Genomic DNA, 18,354 nt, shown 5'->3' on the forward strand with positions numbered 1-18,354 from the left:
GCATGCCGCGCCGCGCCGCCACCGCATGCGCCCTCTCGCCGTTCCCGGCGGGTCGGTGACGGGCCATCAGCGCATTTGCCGCATCGCCGTGGTCATCGGCGGGGGCCTGGGCCGGGGCCAGGTCGCGGAGTGGTTCCCGCACATGCCGTGGTCGGGGCGGTCGTCGCCCGGTCCGGCCGCGCCCGGCCGTTCGGGGGAGGGTCGTCTGCCCGGGGCGCCACGGGCCGGCTTGGCGATGCCGTGTCCGCGCCATGTCGGCCGCCGTGCCCTGCCCCCTGTCGCCGCGGGCGAGGCCGTGTCCGGGCGTCCGTGGGACGGACCGCTGCCCATGAGGGGGTGCGGGTCAGTCGGCGGGGGCCGCTTCGCGGTGGGCACGGGGGCTGAGGCCGCGCTCGCGCTTGAAGGCGGCGCTGAGGGCGAACGCGCTGCCGTAGCCGACCCGCCGGGCCACCGCCGCCAGCGTGTGCTCCGGGTCCCGGAGCAGATCCGCCGCGAGCGCCAGCCGCCAGCTGGTCAGATACGCCATGGGCGGCTCGCCCACCAGCGCGGTGAAGCGGCGGGCCAGCGCCGCCCGCGAGACACCCGTCTCGGCGGCGAGCCCGGCCACGGTCCACGGATGGACCGGGTTGTTCTGGAGCAGCCGCAGGGCGCGGCCCACCACCGGGTCGCCCAGCGCCCGGTACCAGCCGGGCGCCCGCGCCTCCGGCCGGGAGAACCAGGCCCGCAGCACGGAGATCAGCAGCAGATCCAGCAGCCGGTCCAGGACCGCCTCCTGGCCGGGCTCGTCCTTGACGATCTCCTCGCCGAGCCAGGGCATCAGGGGGCAGTCCCACACCTCGCCGTCCAGCGCCAGCAGCGGGGGCAGCGCGTCCAGCAGCCGCCCGCTGATCTCGCCGTCCAGCAGATAGCTGCCGATGAGCATCGTGGCCGAGCCGTCCGGGCTGTTGCCCCAGGTGCGCACGCCCAGCGCCATCGACTCGGCTAGATCGGCGCCGTCCGCCGTACGGCACACCTCACCGGGGAGGATCCACGCCTGGGGCGCGGTGGCGGGGGCGTCGGCGACCGTGTAGGGATCCGGGCCGCGCGCGATCGCCACGCCCCCCGGGCGCAGCCGCACCGCCTCGCCCCCGTCCGGCACGATCCACGCCTCGCCGCGCGCCATGGTCATCACACACAGCGGGGCCCGGTCCTCGATCCGTACCGCCCAGGGTGGTTCCATCACGACCCGCAGCAGAAAGGCCCCCCGGGCCCGCGGGCCGTCCAGCAGACTCGCCAGCGCGTCCATGGCGCACAGCGTAGACGCTCACGCATGCGGCAGAGCCTCTCGGCCATGGCCCGTCTCACCGTCCGCGAGTTGACTGGCCGTATGACGACACAGCCCACGGAAACACAGCACACGGAAACGCAGCCCGCAGAGCACACGACCGTCCTGGTGCTCGGCGGCACCGGCAAGACCGGCCGCCGGGTGGCGGACCGGCTGAGCCGGGCCGGACACCCGGTGCGGATCGGCTCCCGGTCCGGCGAGACGCCGTTCGACTGGGAGGACTCGCGCACCTGGGAGCCCGCGCTGGACGGGGCCGCCGCCGCGTACGTCGCCTACTACCCCGACGTCTGCGACCCGGGCGCCGCCGCCACCCTCCGCGCCTTCGCCGAACGGGCGGCCGAGCGCGGCACCCGGCGGCTGGTGCTGCTCTCCGCCCGGGGTGTGGAGGCGGCGCTGCCCGCCGAGGAGGCGGTGCGGGTGCCGGGCGTGGCGGCCACCGTGCTGCGGGCGAGTTGGTTCTTCCAGAACTTCGACGAGGGCATTCTGCGTGACGGGGTGCTCGACGGCGAGATCGTCTTCCCGGCCGGGGACGTCAAGGAGCCCTTCGTGGACGCCGACGACATCGCCGAGGTCGCGGTCGCGGCGCTGACCGGGGACGGACCAGGAGACCGGACCTACGAGATCACCGGACCGAGGCTGCTGACCTTCGCCGAGGCGGCCGCGGAGATCGCCGGGGCGACGGGCCGCGCGGTGCGCTATGCGCCGGTCTCGGCCGAGAGTTACGGGGCCGCGCTGGTGCGCGACCACGGGCTGCCGGACGAACTGGGGGCGTTCCTGACCGAACTCTTCGCCACCTTGCTGGACGGGCGCAACGCGCACCTGACGGACGGCGTGCACCGCGTCCTGGGCCGCGCGCCCCGGGACTTCGCGGACTACGCGCGGCAGGCCGCGCGGGGCGGGGTCTGGTCCGGCTGAGGCGCGCCCGAAAGCCGCTGCCTGCCGCGGGGCGTCTGTCTTCGGGAGGGTGTCCGTCCTCGGAAGGGCGTCTGTCTTCGGGAGGGTGTCTGACGTCCGCGGGGCGTCAGGGGAGTGGCTGTTCGGTCCAGATGCACTTGCCGGTGGACGTGTAGCGGGTGCCCCAGCGCTGGGAGAGGGCCGAGACCAGTTGGAGCCCGCGCCCGCCCTCGTCGGTCTCCGAGGCATGGCGGATCCGGGGTGTGGTCAAAGAGCAGTCGGTCACCTCGCAGATCAGCCCCTCGCCGCGCAGCAGCCGCAGCCCGATGGGGCCCTTGCCGTGCCGGATGGCGTTCGCGACCAACTCGCTGACCAGCAGCTCCGTGATGGAGGTGAGCGGAGCCAGGTCCCAGTGGGTGAGCTGGGTCCGGACGTGATCGCGTGCCTCGCCCGCGGCGATCGGCCCCTCGGACAGCGGCCATGCGGCGATGTGGTCGGAGGCGAGCGCATGGGTGCGGGCGATGAGCAGCGCCGCGTCATCGGCGGTGAGCTGCTTCTCCGGCAGCAACTCGGCCAGCACCTGGTCGCACAGCCGCTCCAGCGACGCGTTCTCGCCCCGGTCCCCGTCGCACCGGGCGTCCCCCGGGCCGGGCGCGCGGGCCGCGCTGGACAGCGCGCTCGCCAGGTGCCGCATCCCGCGGTCGATGTCCTGGGCGGCGGATTCCACCAGACCGTCGGTGTACAGCACCAGCAGACTGCCCTCCTCCAGACTCACCTCGGTGGTCTCGAACGGCGGCTGGGCCGCGCCCAGCGGTGGATCGGGGGCGCCGCCGGCGAAGCGGACCGGGTGGCCGGGGCGTACGACGGCCGGCGGCGGATGTCCGGCGCTGGAGAAGACGCAGGTGGCGCCGGCCGGGTCGTACACGGCGTACAGGCAGGTCGCGTAGAAGTCGTCCCCCAGGTCGCTCACCAGGTCGTTGAGGCGGGTGAGCAACTCGGCGGGCGGAAACTCCAATTCGGCCAGGGTGTTCACGGCGGTGCGCAGCCGGCCCATGGTGGCCGCCTCGGACAGCCCGTGACCCATCACATCGCCGATGACCAGGGCCACCCGGGCGCCGGACAGCGGGATCACGTCGTACCAGTCACCGCCCACGTCGATGCCCTCGCTGGCGGGCAGATAGCGCGCGGCGGTGGTGACCGAGGACAGCGACGGCAGAGCACGTGGCAGCAGCCCCCGCTGGAGCTCCTTGGCCCGGGTGTGCTCCATGTCGTACAGCCGGGCGCGCTCGATGGCCTGCCCCATCAGTCCGCTGAGCGCGGTGAGCAGGGCCCGCTCCTCCGCGTCGAGCCGGCGCGGCTCGGCGAAGGCGACCACCGAGCAACCGATGCTCCGGCCGGAGACGATCAACGGCAGAAAGGCCCATGCCTGCTTGTGCGCCGCGGCGGGCCGCCCGGCCATGGCGGGATAGCGCGCGGTGTACTCCTCGGCCGACTCGACGAAGGCCGGCGCCCCGGTCTGGTACACCTCCGCGACCGGCGACACATCATGGATCGAGGCCCCGTCGATCGACTCCAGGAAGGGCTGCGGATAGCCGACGGACCCGGCGATCCGGATCACGCTGCCCTCGATGAGCTGCACCACGATCCCCGAGGCGCCGAACGGCGGCAGCACCCGGTCGGCGATGGCGTTCACCACGTCGCGCATCGTCAGCGCCTGCGCGAGGGCGTCGGTCAGCTCGCCGATCCGCGCGGTGCGCTCGGCCGCCGCGCGCTCGGCCGCGGCCCGCTCCGCCTCTCGCGCCCGGCTCGCGGTGATGTCGGCGGCGTAGACCGTCAGACCGTTCGGCACCGGGACCAGCCGCATGGAGTACCAGCGCTGATCGGTGGGCCAGCGCACCTCGAACCCGACCGGGGTGCCGCTCTCGGCGGCCCGCCGGTAGCGGCTCCGCAGGCCCGGCTCCGCGTCGTCGACGCTCAGCCGCGCGAAGGCGTCCCACAGGGTCCGGCCGAGAGTCGTCCGAGCGGCGCCGAGCAGCCGCTCCGCCTCGCCGTTGACGAAGGTGACGCGCCACTCGCTGTCCACCGCGAAGAACGCGTCGCTCATATGCCAGAGCGCCTGGCTCACCTGGTCGTCCGCCATCAACGTGCCGGTGCCGTCCCGGTCCCGGCCCCGGCCTCGGCCCCGGCCCCGGTCGGGAGGGTCCCCCCGCAGCCGCGGGGCGGCCCACGCGGCCAGCGCCTCGACGGCCGCCCGCCGCTCCGGTGCGGGCCGCTCGGCCGGGACCATCAGCACCGACAGCGCGCCGGTGACCTCCTCCGGAGTGATCAGCGGAACCGCCAGCAGTCCGCTTCCGGCGGGCAGCGCCGGGCCGGTGCCACCCCCGGCGCCGAGGGCCGGCGCCCACACCGGTGCGCCCTGGGCCATCGCGCGGGCCGGGGCGCTGCCGCCGGTCGGCTCGACCTCCTCCCAGTCCCGGGCGACCGTACGGATCAGCCCGTGCACCGCCGCGAGGAGCGGCGATCGGGTGCCGGGGCCGCGCAGATGCACCATGCCGCCGAGACCGCCGGTCTGCGTCACGGCGTGGTCGAGCGCGAATCCGAGCAGATCGGGGCCGCTCAGCCCGTCACCCGCTTCGGTGATCATGCGTATCCGTGCGGCGATGGCCACGTCCATGCCCATGGGGAAAATTTACTCCCTTAGGGGTGTATGCACGGGAGTGTGCCGAGAGGTGTCCGGCGGATCGTGGGGCCTCCGGCGGCCTGCTCCCCTCCCCGCCCCTTCCCGATTCCTGGGGCTCCGCCCCAGCCCCCGAAACCGGGGCTCCGCCCCTGGCCCCCGCAGCCGGGGGCTCCGCCCCTGGCCTCGCGGCTGGGGCTCTGCCCCCGTTCCCGCGATCTGGGCTGCGCCCCTGGACCCCGCAGCCGGGGCTGCGCCCCGCACCCCGGGGGTTCAGGGGCGGAGCCCCTGGTATCGGGAAGGGGCGGGGAGGGGAAAGCATCGATACGCGGCTCCCGCGCGTGGTCCCCCGGACACTCCGTAACGAGTCGCGCGGCGGCGGTCGACCAGGGACAGGGGCGGCGCGGGGTCAGGCGGGTGGTGTGCTGCGGCGGGGGCCGGGCAGGGGTCACCACGGCGCACCACCGCTCCCGGCCGCGTTCGTGAACAGCCCGAGGTGCTCGCGGACGAATTCCCGCACCCCGGTCGCGGGCCTTCCCGTGATCGTCTCGATGTCGTCGGTCCAGCGGTCGTAGCGGTTCTCCGCGTGCAGCCGCGCCATCGTGGCGAGGTGGTCGAAGAGGTGGTCGGGCAGGCCCAGCGCCTTCAGGTCGTGGTTGACCCAGGCTTCGTAGGAGACGTCCACATAAGCGACCGGCCGGCCGAGTGCGTCGGCGAACTCGTCGGCCATGGTGGTCATGTCGACGGAGGCGGGGCCGGTCAGATGGTAGGTCCTGCCGATGTGCGAGGAGGGGTTCACCAGGATCTCCGCCACCACCGCGGCGACGTCCCGCGCCGCGACCGGAGAGGTGCGCCCGGCGCCGAACGGCAGCCGGATCGTGCCCTCCTCCGCGATGGAGCGGTAGGCGAAGGCCGAGAACAGCGGATTCTCCAGGAAGACGGTGGGTCTGAGGTGGGTGACGGGCAGCCCGGACCAGTTGAGCGCCTGCTCGGCCAGCCAGTGCTCCCGCTGCTGCGTCGACTCCGAGGTGCTGGTGAGGTCCATCTGGGAGACCGTCATCTGCGACATGTTGACCAGCGCGTCCAGCCGCGCGTAGTCGCGGGCGACCGCCGCCGTGGTCATCGTGGCCTCCAGGTACGTCGGCGAGACGCTCATGCCGAAGTACATCCGCCGACAGCCGTCCAGTACGCGGACCACATCCGGGGCGCGGGTCAGATCGCCCGCCACCACCTCGGCGCCCGTGGCGCGCAGGGCCTCGGCCCGCTCGTCCTCGCGGTGGACCATGGTGCGCACGGGCAGCTCGCGCCGGCGCAGCTCCTCCACCACGGTGCGGCCGACGGCCCCGACGTTCCCCGCGGCGCCGGTCACCAGGATCGGTGGATCGGGCACGGCTAGGACACCAACTTGTCCAAGGTGATGGGAAGTTCGCGGATCCGGACACCGGTCGCGTGGTGCACGGCGTTGCCGATGGCCGCGGCGGTGCCCGTGATGCCCACCTCACCGAGGCCCTTGGCCCCCATGGGGTTGGTGTACGGATCGGACTCGTCCAGCCAGTGGGCCTCGACCGAGTGCACATCGGCGGCGGAGGCGATGTGGTACTGGGCGAAGTCCTGGTTGACCACATGGCCGAACCGCGGGTCCAGCACGCTGTGTTCGTACAGCGCCATCGAGATCCCCTGGGTCATTCCGCCGATCAGCTGGGAGCGGGCCGTCTTGGGGTTGACGACCCGGCCCACGTCGAACATCCCCAGCAGCCGCGCCACCCGCACCTCGCCGGTGTCCTCGTCCACCCGGACCTCGGCGAACTGGGCGCCGAAGCTGTGCATCGCATAGCGCTCGGCCTCCGGATTGCCGCCGGACAGCTCCGCGGTGACCTCCAGCCCCTCCGGCGGCGCGATGCCGCCGTGCTCGGCCTGGAGCCGGGCCCGCAGCCGGTCGGCCGCCTCCCAGATCGCGGTGCCCCAGCTGTTGATGCCCGCCGAGAAACCGGCGACCGACGCGGCCGGCAGCGCCGTGTCCCCGATCCGCATCTCCACCTGCCCTACGGGTACGCTCAGCGCGTCCGCGGCGATCTGGGTGAGCGCCGTCCAGGTGCCGGTGCCCAGATCGGCGGCGGCGATCCGCACCGTGTAGTGGCCGTCCGGGGCGAGCCGGATCGTGGCCGCGTTGCCGGGGAAGCGGGGGGAGGGGTACGTCGAGGCGGCCACGCCGGTGCCCACCAGCCAGCGCCCCTCGCGGTGTGAACGGGGGACCGGGTCGCGGTGGTCCCAGCCGGCCCGGCGGGCGCCCTCGCGCAGACAGTCCGTCAGATGGCGGCTGGAGAACGGCAGCCCGGACTCCGGGTGCACCTCCGGCTCATTGCGGATCCGGAACTCCACCGGGTCGAGACCGCAGGCGATCGCCATCTCGTCCATGGCCGACTCCAGCGCGTACATCCCCTGCGCCTCGCCCGGCGCCCGCATGATCGTGGGCACCGGGACATCCAGCGGGGCCAGCCGGTGGGTGGTGCGCCGGTGCGGCGCCGCGTACATCATCCGGGAGCAGACGGCCACCTGCTCCGCGTACCCCTTGGCCTTGGCGGTCTGCTCGATCACCTCGTGGGAGAGCGCGGTCAGCCTGCCGTCCCGGCCCGCGCCCAGCCGGATCCGCTGGATCGACGCCGGGCGGTAGCCGACCAGGGCGAACATCTGCTGCCGGGTCAGGGAGAACTTGACCGGCCGCCGGACCCTCCGGGCCGCCATCGCCGCGAGCACGGCGTACGAGTGGGGGTAGACCTTCGAGCCGAACGCGCCCCCGACATGCGGGGAGATCACCCGCACCCGCCCCGGTTCAAGACCCAGCACCCCGGAGATCAGGGCCTGGCTCATGGAGGCGCCCTGGGTGGAGCAGCGCACGATCAGCTCACCGTCCAGCCAGGTGACCACGGCGGTGTGCGGCTCCATCGGGTTGTTGTGGTACATCGGCGTGGAGTACGTGGCGTCCACCATGGTGGGCGACGCCGCCAGCGCCGTATCGACGTCCCCCAGCGCACTGTCGGCGGGCGAGCCGTCCTGGAGCTCTCCGCCGCCCGAGCCGAAGGCCGCGGCGTGCACCGGGGAGTAGAGGTCGTCGCGGTCGGCGCGCAGCACCACATCGGGGGGCCGGCTCTCGTAGTCCACGCGGACGAGCCCCGCCGCGCGGCGCGCGGTCTCCAGGCTCTCGGCGACCACCGCCCCGATGAACTGGCCGCGCCAGGCGACCTCGTCGGACTGGAGCACCGCGAGCTCCGGATCGTCCGGGCGGGTCAGCGCGGGCGCGCCTGGATGGCTGAGCACCGCCAGCACTCCCGGCTCCGCCTCCGCGAGCGCGCTGTCCACCCCGGTGACCCGCCCGGCGGCGATCGTGGACTGCAGCGGATACAGATAGACGGGCCGGTCCAGGGGCCATTCATAGGCATAGGTGGCGGTGCCGGTGACCTTCTGCGCACCGTCGATACGGTCCATCGGGACGCCGATGGCGCGGGGGCGGGCCGTGACGTCGCTCATCGCGCCTCCTGAAGCAGCTCCAGCAGGGTGCTGACCATCGTGTTGCGGGCGAGCGGGACCTTGAAGGCGTTGCCCGGCAGCGGCCGCGCCCCGGCCAGCTCGGCGGCGGCCGCGTCCACGAAGCTCTCCCGCGTGGCGGGCGCGCCGCGCAGCACCGCCTCGGCCGTGGTGGCCCGCCAGGGCTTGTGCGCCACCCCGCCCAGCGCGATCGCTACGTCCCGTACCGCCCCGTCGGTGACCTCCAGCGCGGCGGCGACCGAGACCAGCGCGAAGGCGTACGAGGCGCGGTCGCGCACCTTGCGGTAGCGGGAGCGGGCCGCGGAGTGCGGGGGCGGCAGCTCCACCCCGGTGATCAGCTCACCGCGCTCCAGGACCGTGTCGCGGTCGGGGGCGTCCTCCGGCAGCCGGTGCAGCTCGGTCAGCGGGATCCGCCGCTCGGCGGCCGGACCGGCCACCGTCACCACGGCGTCCAGCGCGGCCAGCGCGACGGCCATGTCGGAGGGGTGGGTGGCCACACAGGCGGGGGAGGCGCCCAGGATCGCCATATCGCGCTGATAGCCCTCCACCGCCGAGCAGCCCGAGCCCGGTACGCGCTTGTTGCAGGGGGTGGTGACGTTCTGGAAGTACGGGCAGCGGGTGCGCTGGAGCAGGTTCCCGCCGGTGGTGGCGAGGTTGCGCAGCTGGCCCGAGGCGCCCGAGAGCAGCGCCTGGGAGAGCACCGGATAGCGCCGCCGGACCCGCAGGTCGGCGGCCAGATCGCTGTTGGGCACCGCCGCGCCGATCCGCAGCCCCCCGTCGGGCAGCTCCTCGATCCGGTCCGAGGTCAGCCGCCGGACGTCGATCAGCACCTCCGGGGTCGTCACCTCAAGACGCATCAGATCGACCAGATTGGTGCCCCCGGCCAGATAGGCCGCCTCGGCCTCCCGCACCAGGGTGGCGACGGCCGCCGGCACCTCATCGGCGCGTTCGTAGCGAAAGGGCTTCATCGGTGAGCCACCTCCGCGATCGCCGGGACGATGTTCGCGTACGCGGCGCAGCGGCACAGATTGCCGCTCATCCGCTCGGCGATCTCCTCGTCGTCGAGCACCACATCGGTGGCGCCCGGGTCCTTGGCCACGGCGCTGGGCCAGCCCTTCCCGGCCTCCTGGAGCATCCCGGCCGCCGAGACGATCTGACCGGGTGTGCAGTAGCCGCACTGGAAGGCGTCATGGGCGATGAACGACCGCTGGAGCGGATGCAGCTCACCGTCGGTGAGCCCGGCCGCCGTGACGATGTCCGCGCCCTGGTGGGCGACGGCGAGCGCGAGGCAGCCGAGGATCCGGCGGCCGTCGAGCAGCAGGGTGCAGGCGCCGCACTGTCCGTGGTCGCAGCCCTTCTTGGGGCTGGTGTTCCCCAGTCGTTCGCGCAGGGCGTCCAGCAGCGTCGTACGGGTGTCGACGGTGAGGCGGTGCTCGGTCCCGTCCACCCGGAGCTCGATCTCGAGGTCCATGGTCCCTACCCTTGATCGTCGTCCTTCGGAACGTCACGCGGCACCCCCATTCTCGGACATATAGGCGCTGATCGCCCGTTCGGCGGTATGGTCACGCCGAAACTCCGTACCGATACGGGCCGCGGCCCACGCCCGGCCGACACCGGTGGACCAGGCCGCGGCCCGGGGCCCGGGACTCCTTCAGGTGCGCTGGATCACGGCTTCCAGATGGGGCAGATAGTGGTCCATGCGGTCCCGCTTGGTGAGCAGATACGGGAGGTTCTCCTTGTGCGGAGTCATCAGCAGCGGCACCTGCTCGCTGACCCGGACGCCGTGCCGCAGCAACGCGTCCCGCTTCTGGGGGTTGTTGGACAGCAGCCGCACGGAGCGCACCTCGAGGTCGTGCAGGACATCCGCCGCCACCTTGTAGTCGCGGGCGTCCGCCGGCAGGCCGAGGGCGAGGTTGGCCTCGACGGTGTCCAGCCCCTCGGACTGGAGCTTCATCGCCTGGAGCTTGGCGAGCAGCCCGATGCCGCGCCCCTCATGGCCCCTCAGATACACCAGGACGCCCCGGCCTTCGGCCACGATCGCCTTCAGCGCCGCGGAGAGCTGGTCGCCGCACTCGCAGTGACGGGAGCCGAACGCGTCTCCGGTGAGGCACTCGGAATGCAGCCGGGTAAGCGCTTCCTCCCCGCCGACATCGCCGTATACCAGCGCTATTTGTTCATCGCCGCGCACGAGGTCCCGATAGCCGATCGCGAGAAAGTCGCCATGCTTCGTGGCCAGCCGGACATTCACCACTCGTTCGACACCCGAGGTGCGCGTGTCGACATCGAACACGCCATCACTTTCTGTCATGTCCCGATCTTATCTGGAAAACCACCGCCCTTGTACAGGAGAATGAGAAAGCCGCAGCAACAAGCTGTCCGGCCGACACATGAAAGGTCCACGAGATATGAGCGGTTCGGGAACGCGCCCGCAGGCCGGCATGGTGTTGCCGACACGGACGACGGAGGAAGTGCGGGCCGACCGGGCCGATGTCGCCGTTCTTCCCGTAGGCAGCTTCGAACAACACGGCGCATTTCTCCCGCTGGTGACCGACACGGTCATCGCCTGCACGGTCGCAGGGGAGATCGCGGCCGCGTATCCGGTGCTCCAACTGCCCCCGGTGACGGTCTCCTGCTCCCATGAACACGCCGCCTGGCCAGGGACGGTGTCGATTTCCGCGGCCACCCTCCACGCCGTCGTCCGCGATATCGCGGACTCACTCAGGCGCTCCGGTATACGCGGTCTGATTCTGGTGAACGGACACGGCGGAAATTACGTACTGCGCAACATCGTTCAGGAATCCGCGGGCACTGACTTCCGCATGGCGCTATTCCCCGGATCGGCGGACTGGGATGCCGCCAGGACACGCGCCGGAGTGGAGACCCCGGCCAACAGTGATATGCACGCGGGTGAACTGGAGACATCGATCCTCCTGCATGCCCATCCGGAACTCGTACGGCCCGGCCATGAAACCTCCGACTGGATATCCGACGATCGGAAACATCTGCTCACCCTCGGTATGTCCGCCTATACCGAGTCCGGGGTCATCGGCCGTCCGTCCAGGGCGTCTGCGGGCAAGGGAAAGGAACTTCTGGCCGGGCTCGTCGATTGCTTCGCCGAGTATCTTTCCCTGGTCGGTGCCGAGGAGGAGGCGTGATGACCTTCCTGGAGACGGAAGAGGCATGGGAGCGGCTGCGCTCCGTCCGGACCGAGGCGGACACCGGGGCCGCCGGTCTGGTCCGGGGCCCGGACGGCCGGTGGCGGTGGAGCGAGGCCGCCTCGCCGGAGGCCCGGCTCCTGGTCGACCGCTACCTCCCGCTGTGCCTGGCCGGGCCGTGGCTGACCATCGCTCAGCTCGGCCAGAGCCTGGACGGCTTCATCGCCACCCGCACCGGCGACGCCGACTACGTCACCGGCGAGGAGGACCGCCGCCATCTCCACCGGCTGCGCGCCCTCGCCGACGCGGTGGTCGTCGGGGCCGGCACCGCCGTCGCGGACGACCCCCAACTGACCGTGCGCGCCTGCGCGGGCGCCCACCCGGTGCGGGTCGTTCTCGATCCGCGCGGACGGGTGCCGCTCGACCGACGGGTGTTCACCGATGGCTCAGCTCCGACCCTGTGGGTGGTGGGCACCACCGGTGAGCGCCGGCCGGCGCCGCCGGACGGCGTGGACGTGCTGGCGCTTGACGACCCGGACGCCTTTGCCCCCCACCACCTGGTGCGGGCGCTTCGGCGGCGCGGGCTCGGCCGGATACTCGTCGAGGGCGGCGGGGTCACCGTGTCGCGCTTCCTGCACGCGGGGGCGCTGCACCGGCTCTACGTCACCGTGGCCCCGGTCCTGCTCGGCGACGGCATCCCCGGGCTGCGCTTCGACGGGACGACGGTCATGCGGGACGCGCTCCGCCCGCCGGTCCGCCGCGACACCCTCGGCGAGGACACCCTCTTCGAACTCGACCTGTCGGCCCCGCAGCCGGCCGCACCACTGGACGGCCAGCACCACGACACCGGGGAGGCTCGCGGCGAAGGTGAGCACCCCGTAGACCACGGCCACGGTCAGCCCCTGGCCCGCGCCCAGGCCCGCGGCGCCGAAGGCCCAGGCGGTCACGCCCTCGCGGGGGCCCCAGCCGCCGACGTTCAGCGGCAGGGCCATGGCGATCAGGGCGAGCACCATCAGGGGCACCAGCTCGGTCAGCGGAGCGTCTGACCCCGCCACCCGCGCGGCCAGGACGAACGTCGTCAGATGCCCGGCCAGCACCACCACCGAGGAGATCACCACCCCCGGCCAGTTGCCCCGGGCCAGCAGCCCGCGGCGCGCCTCGAGGAGCGCGCCGCGGACCGCGCCCCGCCGCCGCCCGGCCACCGGCGCCGCGCGGCGGCGGCGCCGGACGGCCACCAAAGCCACCATGAGGAGCAGCGACAGGACGCCCACCGCGGCCAGTACCCATGCCGTGGTCAGCCCGCCGATCAGCCGACCGGTGTGCTCCAGGACCGGCGAGGGGTGGGCCAGCAGGACCGCCACCCCCACCGCGATCAGCACCACCTGGCCCGCGACCCGCTCCAGCACCACCGCGCGCACGCCCCGGCCGACATCCCCCGCGTCCCGCCCGTGCCGCACCGCGCGGTGCACATCGCCGAGCACCCCGCCGGGCAGCGCGGCGTTGAGGAACAGCGCGCGGTAGTAGTCGGCGACGGCCGGGCCCAGCGGCAGCCGGATCCGCAGCCCCCGCGCCACCAGACACCAGCGCCAGGCGCTGAAGACCGTGGTGAGCAGGCCGAGGCCGACCGCCGCCAGCAGGGTGAGCCCGTCGATGGTGCGCAGGGCCTCGACGAAGGCCCCGGTGCCCAGCCGCCACAGCACCACCCCGAGGATCGCGACGCCCGCGGCCGCCCCGAGCCGGGCCCGCAGCGCGGCGGTCACGCGGCCGCCCCCAGCGTGCGGGGCGCGGGCAGCGCCAGCAGATCGTGGTGGTGCACCACCACCCGCAGCGCGCCCGCCGCGGCCATCGCCAGCCGGCGGCGCAGATACGCCTCGGCGTGCGCGCCGAGCTCCGGCCGCTGCTCCACGGCCGCGCCCACCCAGCCCCGCAGCCACTCGGCCGTCAGCGCGGAGTGCTCGGCGCCCAGCACCCACGGGCTGGCGTGGGTGCGTACCGTCGCGCCGTGCCGGGCGAACGCCTCGGAGGCCACCGCCATCGCGTCGGGGCCCACCAGGCCGCCGCGCCGCTGATGGGCGTTGAACGCCTCGGTGATCTCCGCGTCCATCGGGTCGGCCGGGGTGAGCTCGACCCGCCCCACCACGGACAGCGCCAGCAGCGCCGGGCACTCCGCCTCGGCGCAGGCCGCGGCGATCCCGTCCACCTCCTCGGGGGTGAGCACGTCCAGCAGCGCGGACGCCGTCACCAGCGAGGCGCCGTCCAGCGTGCTCGCGGTCAGCCGGGAGAGGTCGCCGCGCGCCGTCGCGACGGTGATGCGGCTGCCGTCGGTGGCCGCCCGGGGCATCCGCACCGCCGCCCGGTCCAGCAGATCGGGGTCGCGGTCGTGCAGGATCCACAACTGCGGGCCGCCCAGCCGGGGAGCCAGCCAGCGCCCCATGGAGCCGGTGCCGCAGCCCAGGTCGTGGATCACCAGCGGCGGGCCGGACAGCCGGGGGCCGAGCGCCTCGAGGAGTTCGGGGGAGCGGGCCGCCGCGTCGGCGACCTCCCGCAGCTCCAGCCAGTCGGGGGTGTAACGCGGTACGTCGGTCGTCTTCACGCGGCCCTCCGCGGTTCGTCTCGGAGCTGTTCCAGCGCACCGGCCAGATTGCGGGTGGTGTTCTCCCACCCGGCCAGCGCGGTGCGCCGCTCGTGCGCGGCGGCGGTGAGCCGGCGGCGCGCACCGGGGTCGCCCAGCCAGCGGCGCAGCGCCGCCGTGAGCGCGTCGGGGTCGTCCGGGTCGATGAGGATGCCCGGCACCCTGCCGTCGGGTGCCTGCCCGACCGCCTCCGGGACCCCGCCGACGGCCATGGCCAGCACCGGGATCCCCCGGGCGAGCGCCTCGGTCACCGCCATGCCGTAGGTCTCGGCGTACGAGGCGAGCACCACCGCGTCGGCGGACGCGTAGCCGGCGTCCAGCTCGGCGCCGGTCCTCGGGCCGAGCAGATGCACCCGGTCGGCCACGCCCAGCTTCTCGACCAGCTCCCGGAGCCGGGCGGCGTACTCCGGGTCCTGCTCCAGGGAGCCCACACAGTCGCAGGCCCAGGGCAGATCATCGATCCGCGCGAGCGCCTCGACCAGCCGGAGCTGCCCCTTGCGCGGGGTCACCGAGGCCACGCACAGCAGCCGTGAGCCATCGCCGCCGGAGGAGGCGAGCGGCGCGATGTCGGCGCCGGGCGCCGCCACATGGACCCGGTCCGGGACCAGCCCGTGCAGATCCACCAGCCGCCCGGCCGCCCAGGCGCTGGTGGCCACCACCGTCCGCACCGCGCGCAGCGTCCGGCCCTCCAGCGCCCTCAGATCCTCGGCCCGGCCGGGGGCCAGCCCCGTCTCGTCGCCCAGCGGCAGATGCACCAGCACCGACAGCCGCAGCCGCTGGGCCTGCGGGACGACGATGTACGGGAGCGCGCAGGCCACCAGCCCGTCGAGCAGGACGAGCGTGCCGTCCGCCAGCGCGGTCAGGAGGCGGGTCAGCTCGGCGCGGGCGGCCGGGCCCGGCTGGGGCCAGTCGCCCGCGATGGCGTGCTCCTCGACCCGCCAGCCGGAGCCGGGCAGATCCCGGCAGATCCGCCGGTCGTAGACGTTGCCGCCGCTCGGCGCGGCCGGGTCGGCCACCCCGCCGGGCATCACGAAGTGCACCGTACGCGGTGCGGCCGGGCTCATAGGCCACGCTCGTAACTCGCCCAGGCGACATGCGACTCGTGCAACGTGACGGTGATCCCGGACAGCCCGCGGGCGCCCTCGCCCAGCGCCCCCGAGCGCACCCGTGTCGCGAGGCGGTCGGCGATCACCTTGGCGAGGAACTCGGTGGAGGTGTTGATCCCCTTGAAGTCGGGTTCCTCGTCGAGGTTGCGATAGCTGAGCGCGCCGCACACCTCCCCCAGCTCACGGGTGGCCAGGCCGATGTCGACGACGATGTTGTCGTCGTCCAACTCGGCACGGCGGAAGGTGGCGTCCACGAGGAACGTCGCCCCGTGCAACCGCTGCGCGGGTCCGAAGACCTCGCCGCGAAAACTGTGAGCGATCATGATGTGATCGCGAACGGTGATGCTGAACAACGGATGACCCTCCAGATACGGCGCGTCGGGCCCTCGGCCGGGGCACGCCCTCTAGTACGGCCGTCGCGTTCCCCGTGTTCAGACGGATGACACGGCAGATTCCGCGTCGTAGCGAACCCGGTGGCACAGCCCCGGAATCTCGCCCGAGGCGAGCCTCGGAAGCACCTCGGGAAGCTCCTCGAAACCGCATTCGCCGGTGACGAGGGCGTCGAAGGCCGGATCGGCGAGCAGCTCGAGTGCCAGCGCCATCCGGTCGCCGTAGGAACGGCGGGCGCCCCGGGCCGGAGACACCGTCCCCACCTGGCTGCTGCGCACCGTCAGCCGCCGGGAGTGGAACGCCTCGCCCAGCGGCAGGCCGATCCGCCGGTCCCCGTACCAGCTCAGCTCCAGCACGGTGCCCTCCGGGGCGAGGAGCTCCAGCGAGCGGGCGAGCCCCTGCTCGGTGGCGCTGGCGTGCACCACCAGATCGAGGTCGCCCGCCGCCTCCCCGGGGAGCGCGAAGTCCACCCCGAGCGCCCGCGCGACCTCCGCGCGCGCCGGCTCGGCGTCCACCAACTGCACCCGTACGGCGGGGAACCGGGACAGCACCGCCGCGACGGAGGCGCCCACCATCCCCGCCCCCACCACCGCGATCCGGTCGCCCAGCAGGGGCGCGGCGTCCCACGCGGCGTTCACCGCGGTCTCCACCGTCCCCGCCAGCACCGCGCGCGGCGCGGGCACGCCCTCCGGCACCGGGGTCACCGCGCTCGCCGGGACCACATAGCGGGTCTGATGCGGATACAGGCTGAAGACGGCGCGCCCCCGCAGGGACGCCGGCCCCTCCTCGACCAGGCCCACATTGAGATAGCCGTACTTCACCGGCCCCGGGAACTCGCCGTCCTGGAACGGCGCGCGCATCGCGGTGTGCTGGCTCTCCGGTACGCCACCGCGGAAGACCAGGGTCTCCGTACCGCGGCTCACCCCGGAGCACAGCGTGCGCACCACCACGTCCTCGGGCCCGGGTTCGTCCAGGTCCACCTCCCGTATCTCGCCATGGCCGGGGGAGCGGAGCCAGAAGGCACGGGCGGTGCGCGTCATACGACGTTCTCCTGAGGGGCTGAACAATCGGACGGTGGCCCACGTACGGATGACCATGAAGCCGCGAACACGGTACGCGGCACCCATCCACTCCGCCACACAGCCCGGAGGGTGCACGGTGGCCCTGAACAATCCCTACAACACGACGCTGGTGCGCAACGAGACGGCCGCGGGCGCGGCCGCGCAGCTGCTGTTGCTCGTCCTGCTCGGCACGGCGATCGACCTGGGACCCGCGGGCTGGCTGACCGGCCTGGCCTTCGCGGTCGCCACCTGGGCGGTGCTCACCCGCGCCCTCCAGCGGTCCTGGCTCGCCTCCTTCGGCGCGGCCAACCGCGTCACCCTGGCGCGGGCCACGCTCGTCGGCGGGGTGACCGCGCTGGTCGCCGACTCCTTCGAGAGCCCGACGCCGGTCACCGCCCTGGTGTCCCTCACCGCGGTGGCGCTGATCCTCGACGCGGTCGACGGACAGGTGGCGCGCCGCACCGGCACCTCGTCCTCCCTGGGCGCGCGGTTCGACATGGAGGTCGACGCCGTCCTCATCCTGGTGCTCAGCATCTATGTGGCCACCCTCCTCGGCCCCTGGGTGCTGCTGATCGGCGCCATGCGCTACGCCTTCGTGGCCGCGGCATGGGTGCTGCCCTGGCTGAACGGCCAGCTGCCCCCGAGCACGGCCCGCAAGACGGTGGCCGCGCTCCAGGGCGTCCTGCTGCTGGTCGTCGGCGCCGATGTGCTCCCGTATCCGGCGGCCTTCGGCGCCGCCCTGCTGGCCCTGACCCTGCTCGGCTGGTCCTTCGCCCGCGACATCAGGTGGCTGTGGCGCACCCGGGACAGCGGGGCGCGGTGAGCGCGGCGGCGCCGGCGAGCCCGCCGCCCGCTACCAGGGGAGGGGGCCCTCGATGTCGAAGTAGCCTCCCGTCGGGCCGTCCGGGCCCACCTGCGCCATCCGGACGATGATCTCGGCGCCCTCCTCGACGGTCTGGTGACCGGTGTGCGCGTTGAGGTCCGTCGCGGTGTAGCCGGGCTCCACGGCGTTGATCCGCATCTCCGGGAACGCCTTCGCGTACTGCACGGTGACCATGTTGACCGTGGCCTTCGACGCCGGATAGGCGACCCCCGGGTAGGCGTGCATGGGGGTGTCCGGGGTGGAGACCCGCTCCAGCGAGGCCAGCCCGCTGCTGACATTGACCACGACCGGGGCGGCGGACCGCCGCAGCAGCGGCAGGAAGGCGTGGGTGACCCGCACCACGCCGAAGACGTTCGTCTCGAAGACCTCCCGCATCATCTCGGCGGTGACCTCTGCGGCGCCGATCACGCCGCCGTCCGGCGTCCGCGCCTCGATACCGGCGTTGTTGATCAGTACATCCAGTCCGCCGTCGGCCTCGATGGTCTTGGCGGCGGCGGCCACGGACGCGTCATCGGTGACATCGAGGACGACCAGCCGCGCCCCCAGCCGCTCGGCGGCGCGGCGTCCGCGGTCGGCGTCCCGGCTGCCCAGGTAGACGGTGTGACCCGCGGCGATCAGTCGGCGGGCGGTCTCGAAGCCGAGACCCTTGTTCGCTCCGGTGATAAGTGTTGTCGTCATGCCCCCAGGCT

Annotated in this window: 15 protein-coding genes and 2 pseudogenes; 4 read left to right on the forward strand and 13 right to left on the reverse strand. The window is 73.4% G+C overall.

Features of this window, described 5'->3' with window-relative positions; translation table 11 throughout:
• Nucleotides 1-343: 343 nt before the first annotated feature.
• Nucleotides 344-1,285 (reverse strand): AraC family transcriptional regulator, encoded by a 942-nt coding sequence (locus tag ACZ6TD_RS36480; RefSeq protein WP_471344953.1) that lies wholly within the window; start codon nt 1,283-1,285, stop codon nt 344-346.
• A gap of 81 nt (nt 1,286-1,366) precedes the next feature.
• Here ACZ6TD_RS36480 and ACZ6TD_RS36485 point away from each other — a divergent pair, with 81 nt between their 5' ends.
• Nucleotides 1,367-2,239: a Rossmann-fold NAD(P)-binding domain-containing protein gene (locus ACZ6TD_RS36485; protein WP_471344955.1), complete on the forward strand. Its 873-nt coding sequence runs from the start codon at nt 1,367-1,369 to the stop codon at nt 2,237-2,239.
• Nucleotides 2,240-2,345: 106 nt separating this feature from the next.
• Here ACZ6TD_RS36485 and ACZ6TD_RS36490 read toward each other — a convergent pair whose 3' ends face one another.
• The 6 genes from ACZ6TD_RS36490 to ribA all read right to left on the reverse strand — a co-directional run bounded on the left by ACZ6TD_RS36490 (nt 2,346) and on the right by ribA (nt 10,746).
• Complete coding sequence (locus tag ACZ6TD_RS36490) at nt 2,346-4,898, reverse strand: SpoIIE family protein phosphatase (protein ID WP_471344957.1); 2,553 nt, start codon at nt 4,896-4,898, stop codon at nt 2,346-2,348.
• A gap of 445 nt (nt 4,899-5,343) precedes the next feature.
• Complete coding sequence (locus tag ACZ6TD_RS36495; protein ID WP_471344959.1) at nt 5,344-6,285, reverse strand: NAD(P)H-binding protein; 942 nt, start codon at nt 6,283-6,285, stop codon at nt 5,344-5,346.
• Nucleotides 6,286-6,287: 2 nt separating this feature from the next.
• Nucleotides 6,288-8,420 carry a xanthine dehydrogenase family protein molybdopterin-binding subunit gene (locus ACZ6TD_RS36500; protein WP_471344960.1) on the reverse strand — a complete coding sequence of 711 codons (2,133 nt, stop codon included), beginning with the start codon at nt 8,418-8,420 and terminating at the stop codon, nt 6,288-6,290.
• Nucleotides 8,417-9,406: an FAD binding domain-containing protein gene (locus ACZ6TD_RS36505; RefSeq protein ID WP_471344962.1), complete on the reverse strand. Its 990-nt coding sequence runs from the start codon at nt 9,404-9,406 to the stop codon at nt 8,417-8,419. The genes ACZ6TD_RS36500 and ACZ6TD_RS36505 overlap by 4 nt, the downstream gene beginning before the upstream one ends.
• Nucleotides 9,403-9,909, reverse strand: coding sequence for a (2Fe-2S)-binding protein (locus ACZ6TD_RS36510; RefSeq protein ID WP_471344963.1), 507 nt, complete (start codon nt 9,907-9,909; stop codon nt 9,403-9,405). The genes ACZ6TD_RS36505 and ACZ6TD_RS36510 overlap by 4 nt, the downstream gene beginning before the upstream one ends.
• Before the next feature lie 180 nt (nt 9,910-10,089).
• Nucleotides 10,090-10,746, reverse strand: a complete 657-nt coding sequence (gene ribA, locus ACZ6TD_RS36515; protein ID WP_037950114.1) for a GTP cyclohydrolase II — start codon at nt 10,744-10,746, stop codon at nt 10,090-10,092.
• Between the two features lie 97 nt (nt 10,747-10,843).
• Between ribA and ACZ6TD_RS36520 the strand changes: the two genes are divergently transcribed.
• Both ACZ6TD_RS36520 and ACZ6TD_RS36525 read left to right on the forward strand, forming a co-directional pair.
• Nucleotides 10,844-11,593: a creatininase family protein gene (locus tag ACZ6TD_RS36520; protein WP_471344966.1), complete on the forward strand. Its 750-nt coding sequence runs from the start codon at nt 10,844-10,846 to the stop codon at nt 11,591-11,593.
• Nucleotides 11,593-12,228, forward strand: a pseudogene (locus ACZ6TD_RS36525) (RibD family protein); the annotation flags it as partial. The gene ACZ6TD_RS36520 and the pseudogene ACZ6TD_RS36525, both read left to right, overlap by 1 nt.
• A gap of 279 nt (nt 12,229-12,507) precedes the next feature.
• Here the strand turns inward: ACZ6TD_RS36525 and ACZ6TD_RS36530 are convergent.
• The 5 genes and pseudogenes from ACZ6TD_RS36530 to ACZ6TD_RS36550 all read right to left on the reverse strand — a co-directional run.
• A pseudogene (locus ACZ6TD_RS36530) lies at nt 12,508-13,353 on the reverse strand (lysylphosphatidylglycerol synthase transmembrane domain-containing protein); the annotation flags it as partial.
• Nucleotides 13,350-14,255: a class I SAM-dependent methyltransferase gene (locus tag ACZ6TD_RS36535; RefSeq protein ID WP_471344967.1), complete on the reverse strand. Its 906-nt coding sequence runs from the start codon at nt 14,253-14,255 to the stop codon at nt 13,350-13,352. The gene ACZ6TD_RS36535 and the pseudogene ACZ6TD_RS36530, both read right to left, overlap by 4 nt.
• The gene (locus ACZ6TD_RS36540) at nt 14,183-15,289 is read right to left on the reverse strand and encodes a glycosyltransferase family 4 protein (protein ID WP_471344968.1); all 1,107 of its coding nucleotides are present in this window, start codon (nt 15,287-15,289) and stop codon (nt 14,183-14,185) included. Before ACZ6TD_RS36540 ends, ACZ6TD_RS36535 begins: the two co-directional genes overlap by 73 nt.
• On the reverse strand, nt 15,286-15,684 hold the full coding sequence (locus tag ACZ6TD_RS36545) for a 6-pyruvoyl trahydropterin synthase family protein (protein ID WP_471344970.1): 399 nt from the start codon (nt 15,682-15,684) through the stop codon (nt 15,286-15,288). The genes ACZ6TD_RS36540 and ACZ6TD_RS36545 overlap by 4 nt, the downstream gene beginning before the upstream one ends.
• 78 nt (nt 15,685-15,762) lie before the next feature.
• Complete coding sequence (locus ACZ6TD_RS36550; protein ID WP_471344972.1) at nt 15,763-16,761, reverse strand: zinc-dependent alcohol dehydrogenase; 999 nt, start codon at nt 16,759-16,761, stop codon at nt 15,763-15,765.
• A 118-nt stretch (nt 16,762-16,879) separates the two neighbouring features.
• Between ACZ6TD_RS36550 and ACZ6TD_RS36555 the strand changes: the two genes are divergently transcribed.
• Nucleotides 16,880-17,605, forward strand: coding sequence for a CDP-alcohol phosphatidyltransferase family protein (locus ACZ6TD_RS36555; RefSeq protein ID WP_471344974.1), 726 nt, complete (start codon nt 16,880-16,882; stop codon nt 17,603-17,605).
• Between the two features lie 30 nt (nt 17,606-17,635).
• On the opposite strand, the gene ACZ6TD_RS36560 is transcribed toward ACZ6TD_RS36555, so the two are convergent.
• Nucleotides 17,636-18,343, reverse strand: coding sequence for an SDR family oxidoreductase (locus ACZ6TD_RS36560; protein ID WP_471344976.1), 708 nt, complete (start codon nt 18,341-18,343; stop codon nt 17,636-17,638).
• Nucleotides 18,344-18,354: the final 11 nt, after the last annotated feature.

The organism is Streptomyces yongxingensis, assembly GCF_055597465.1.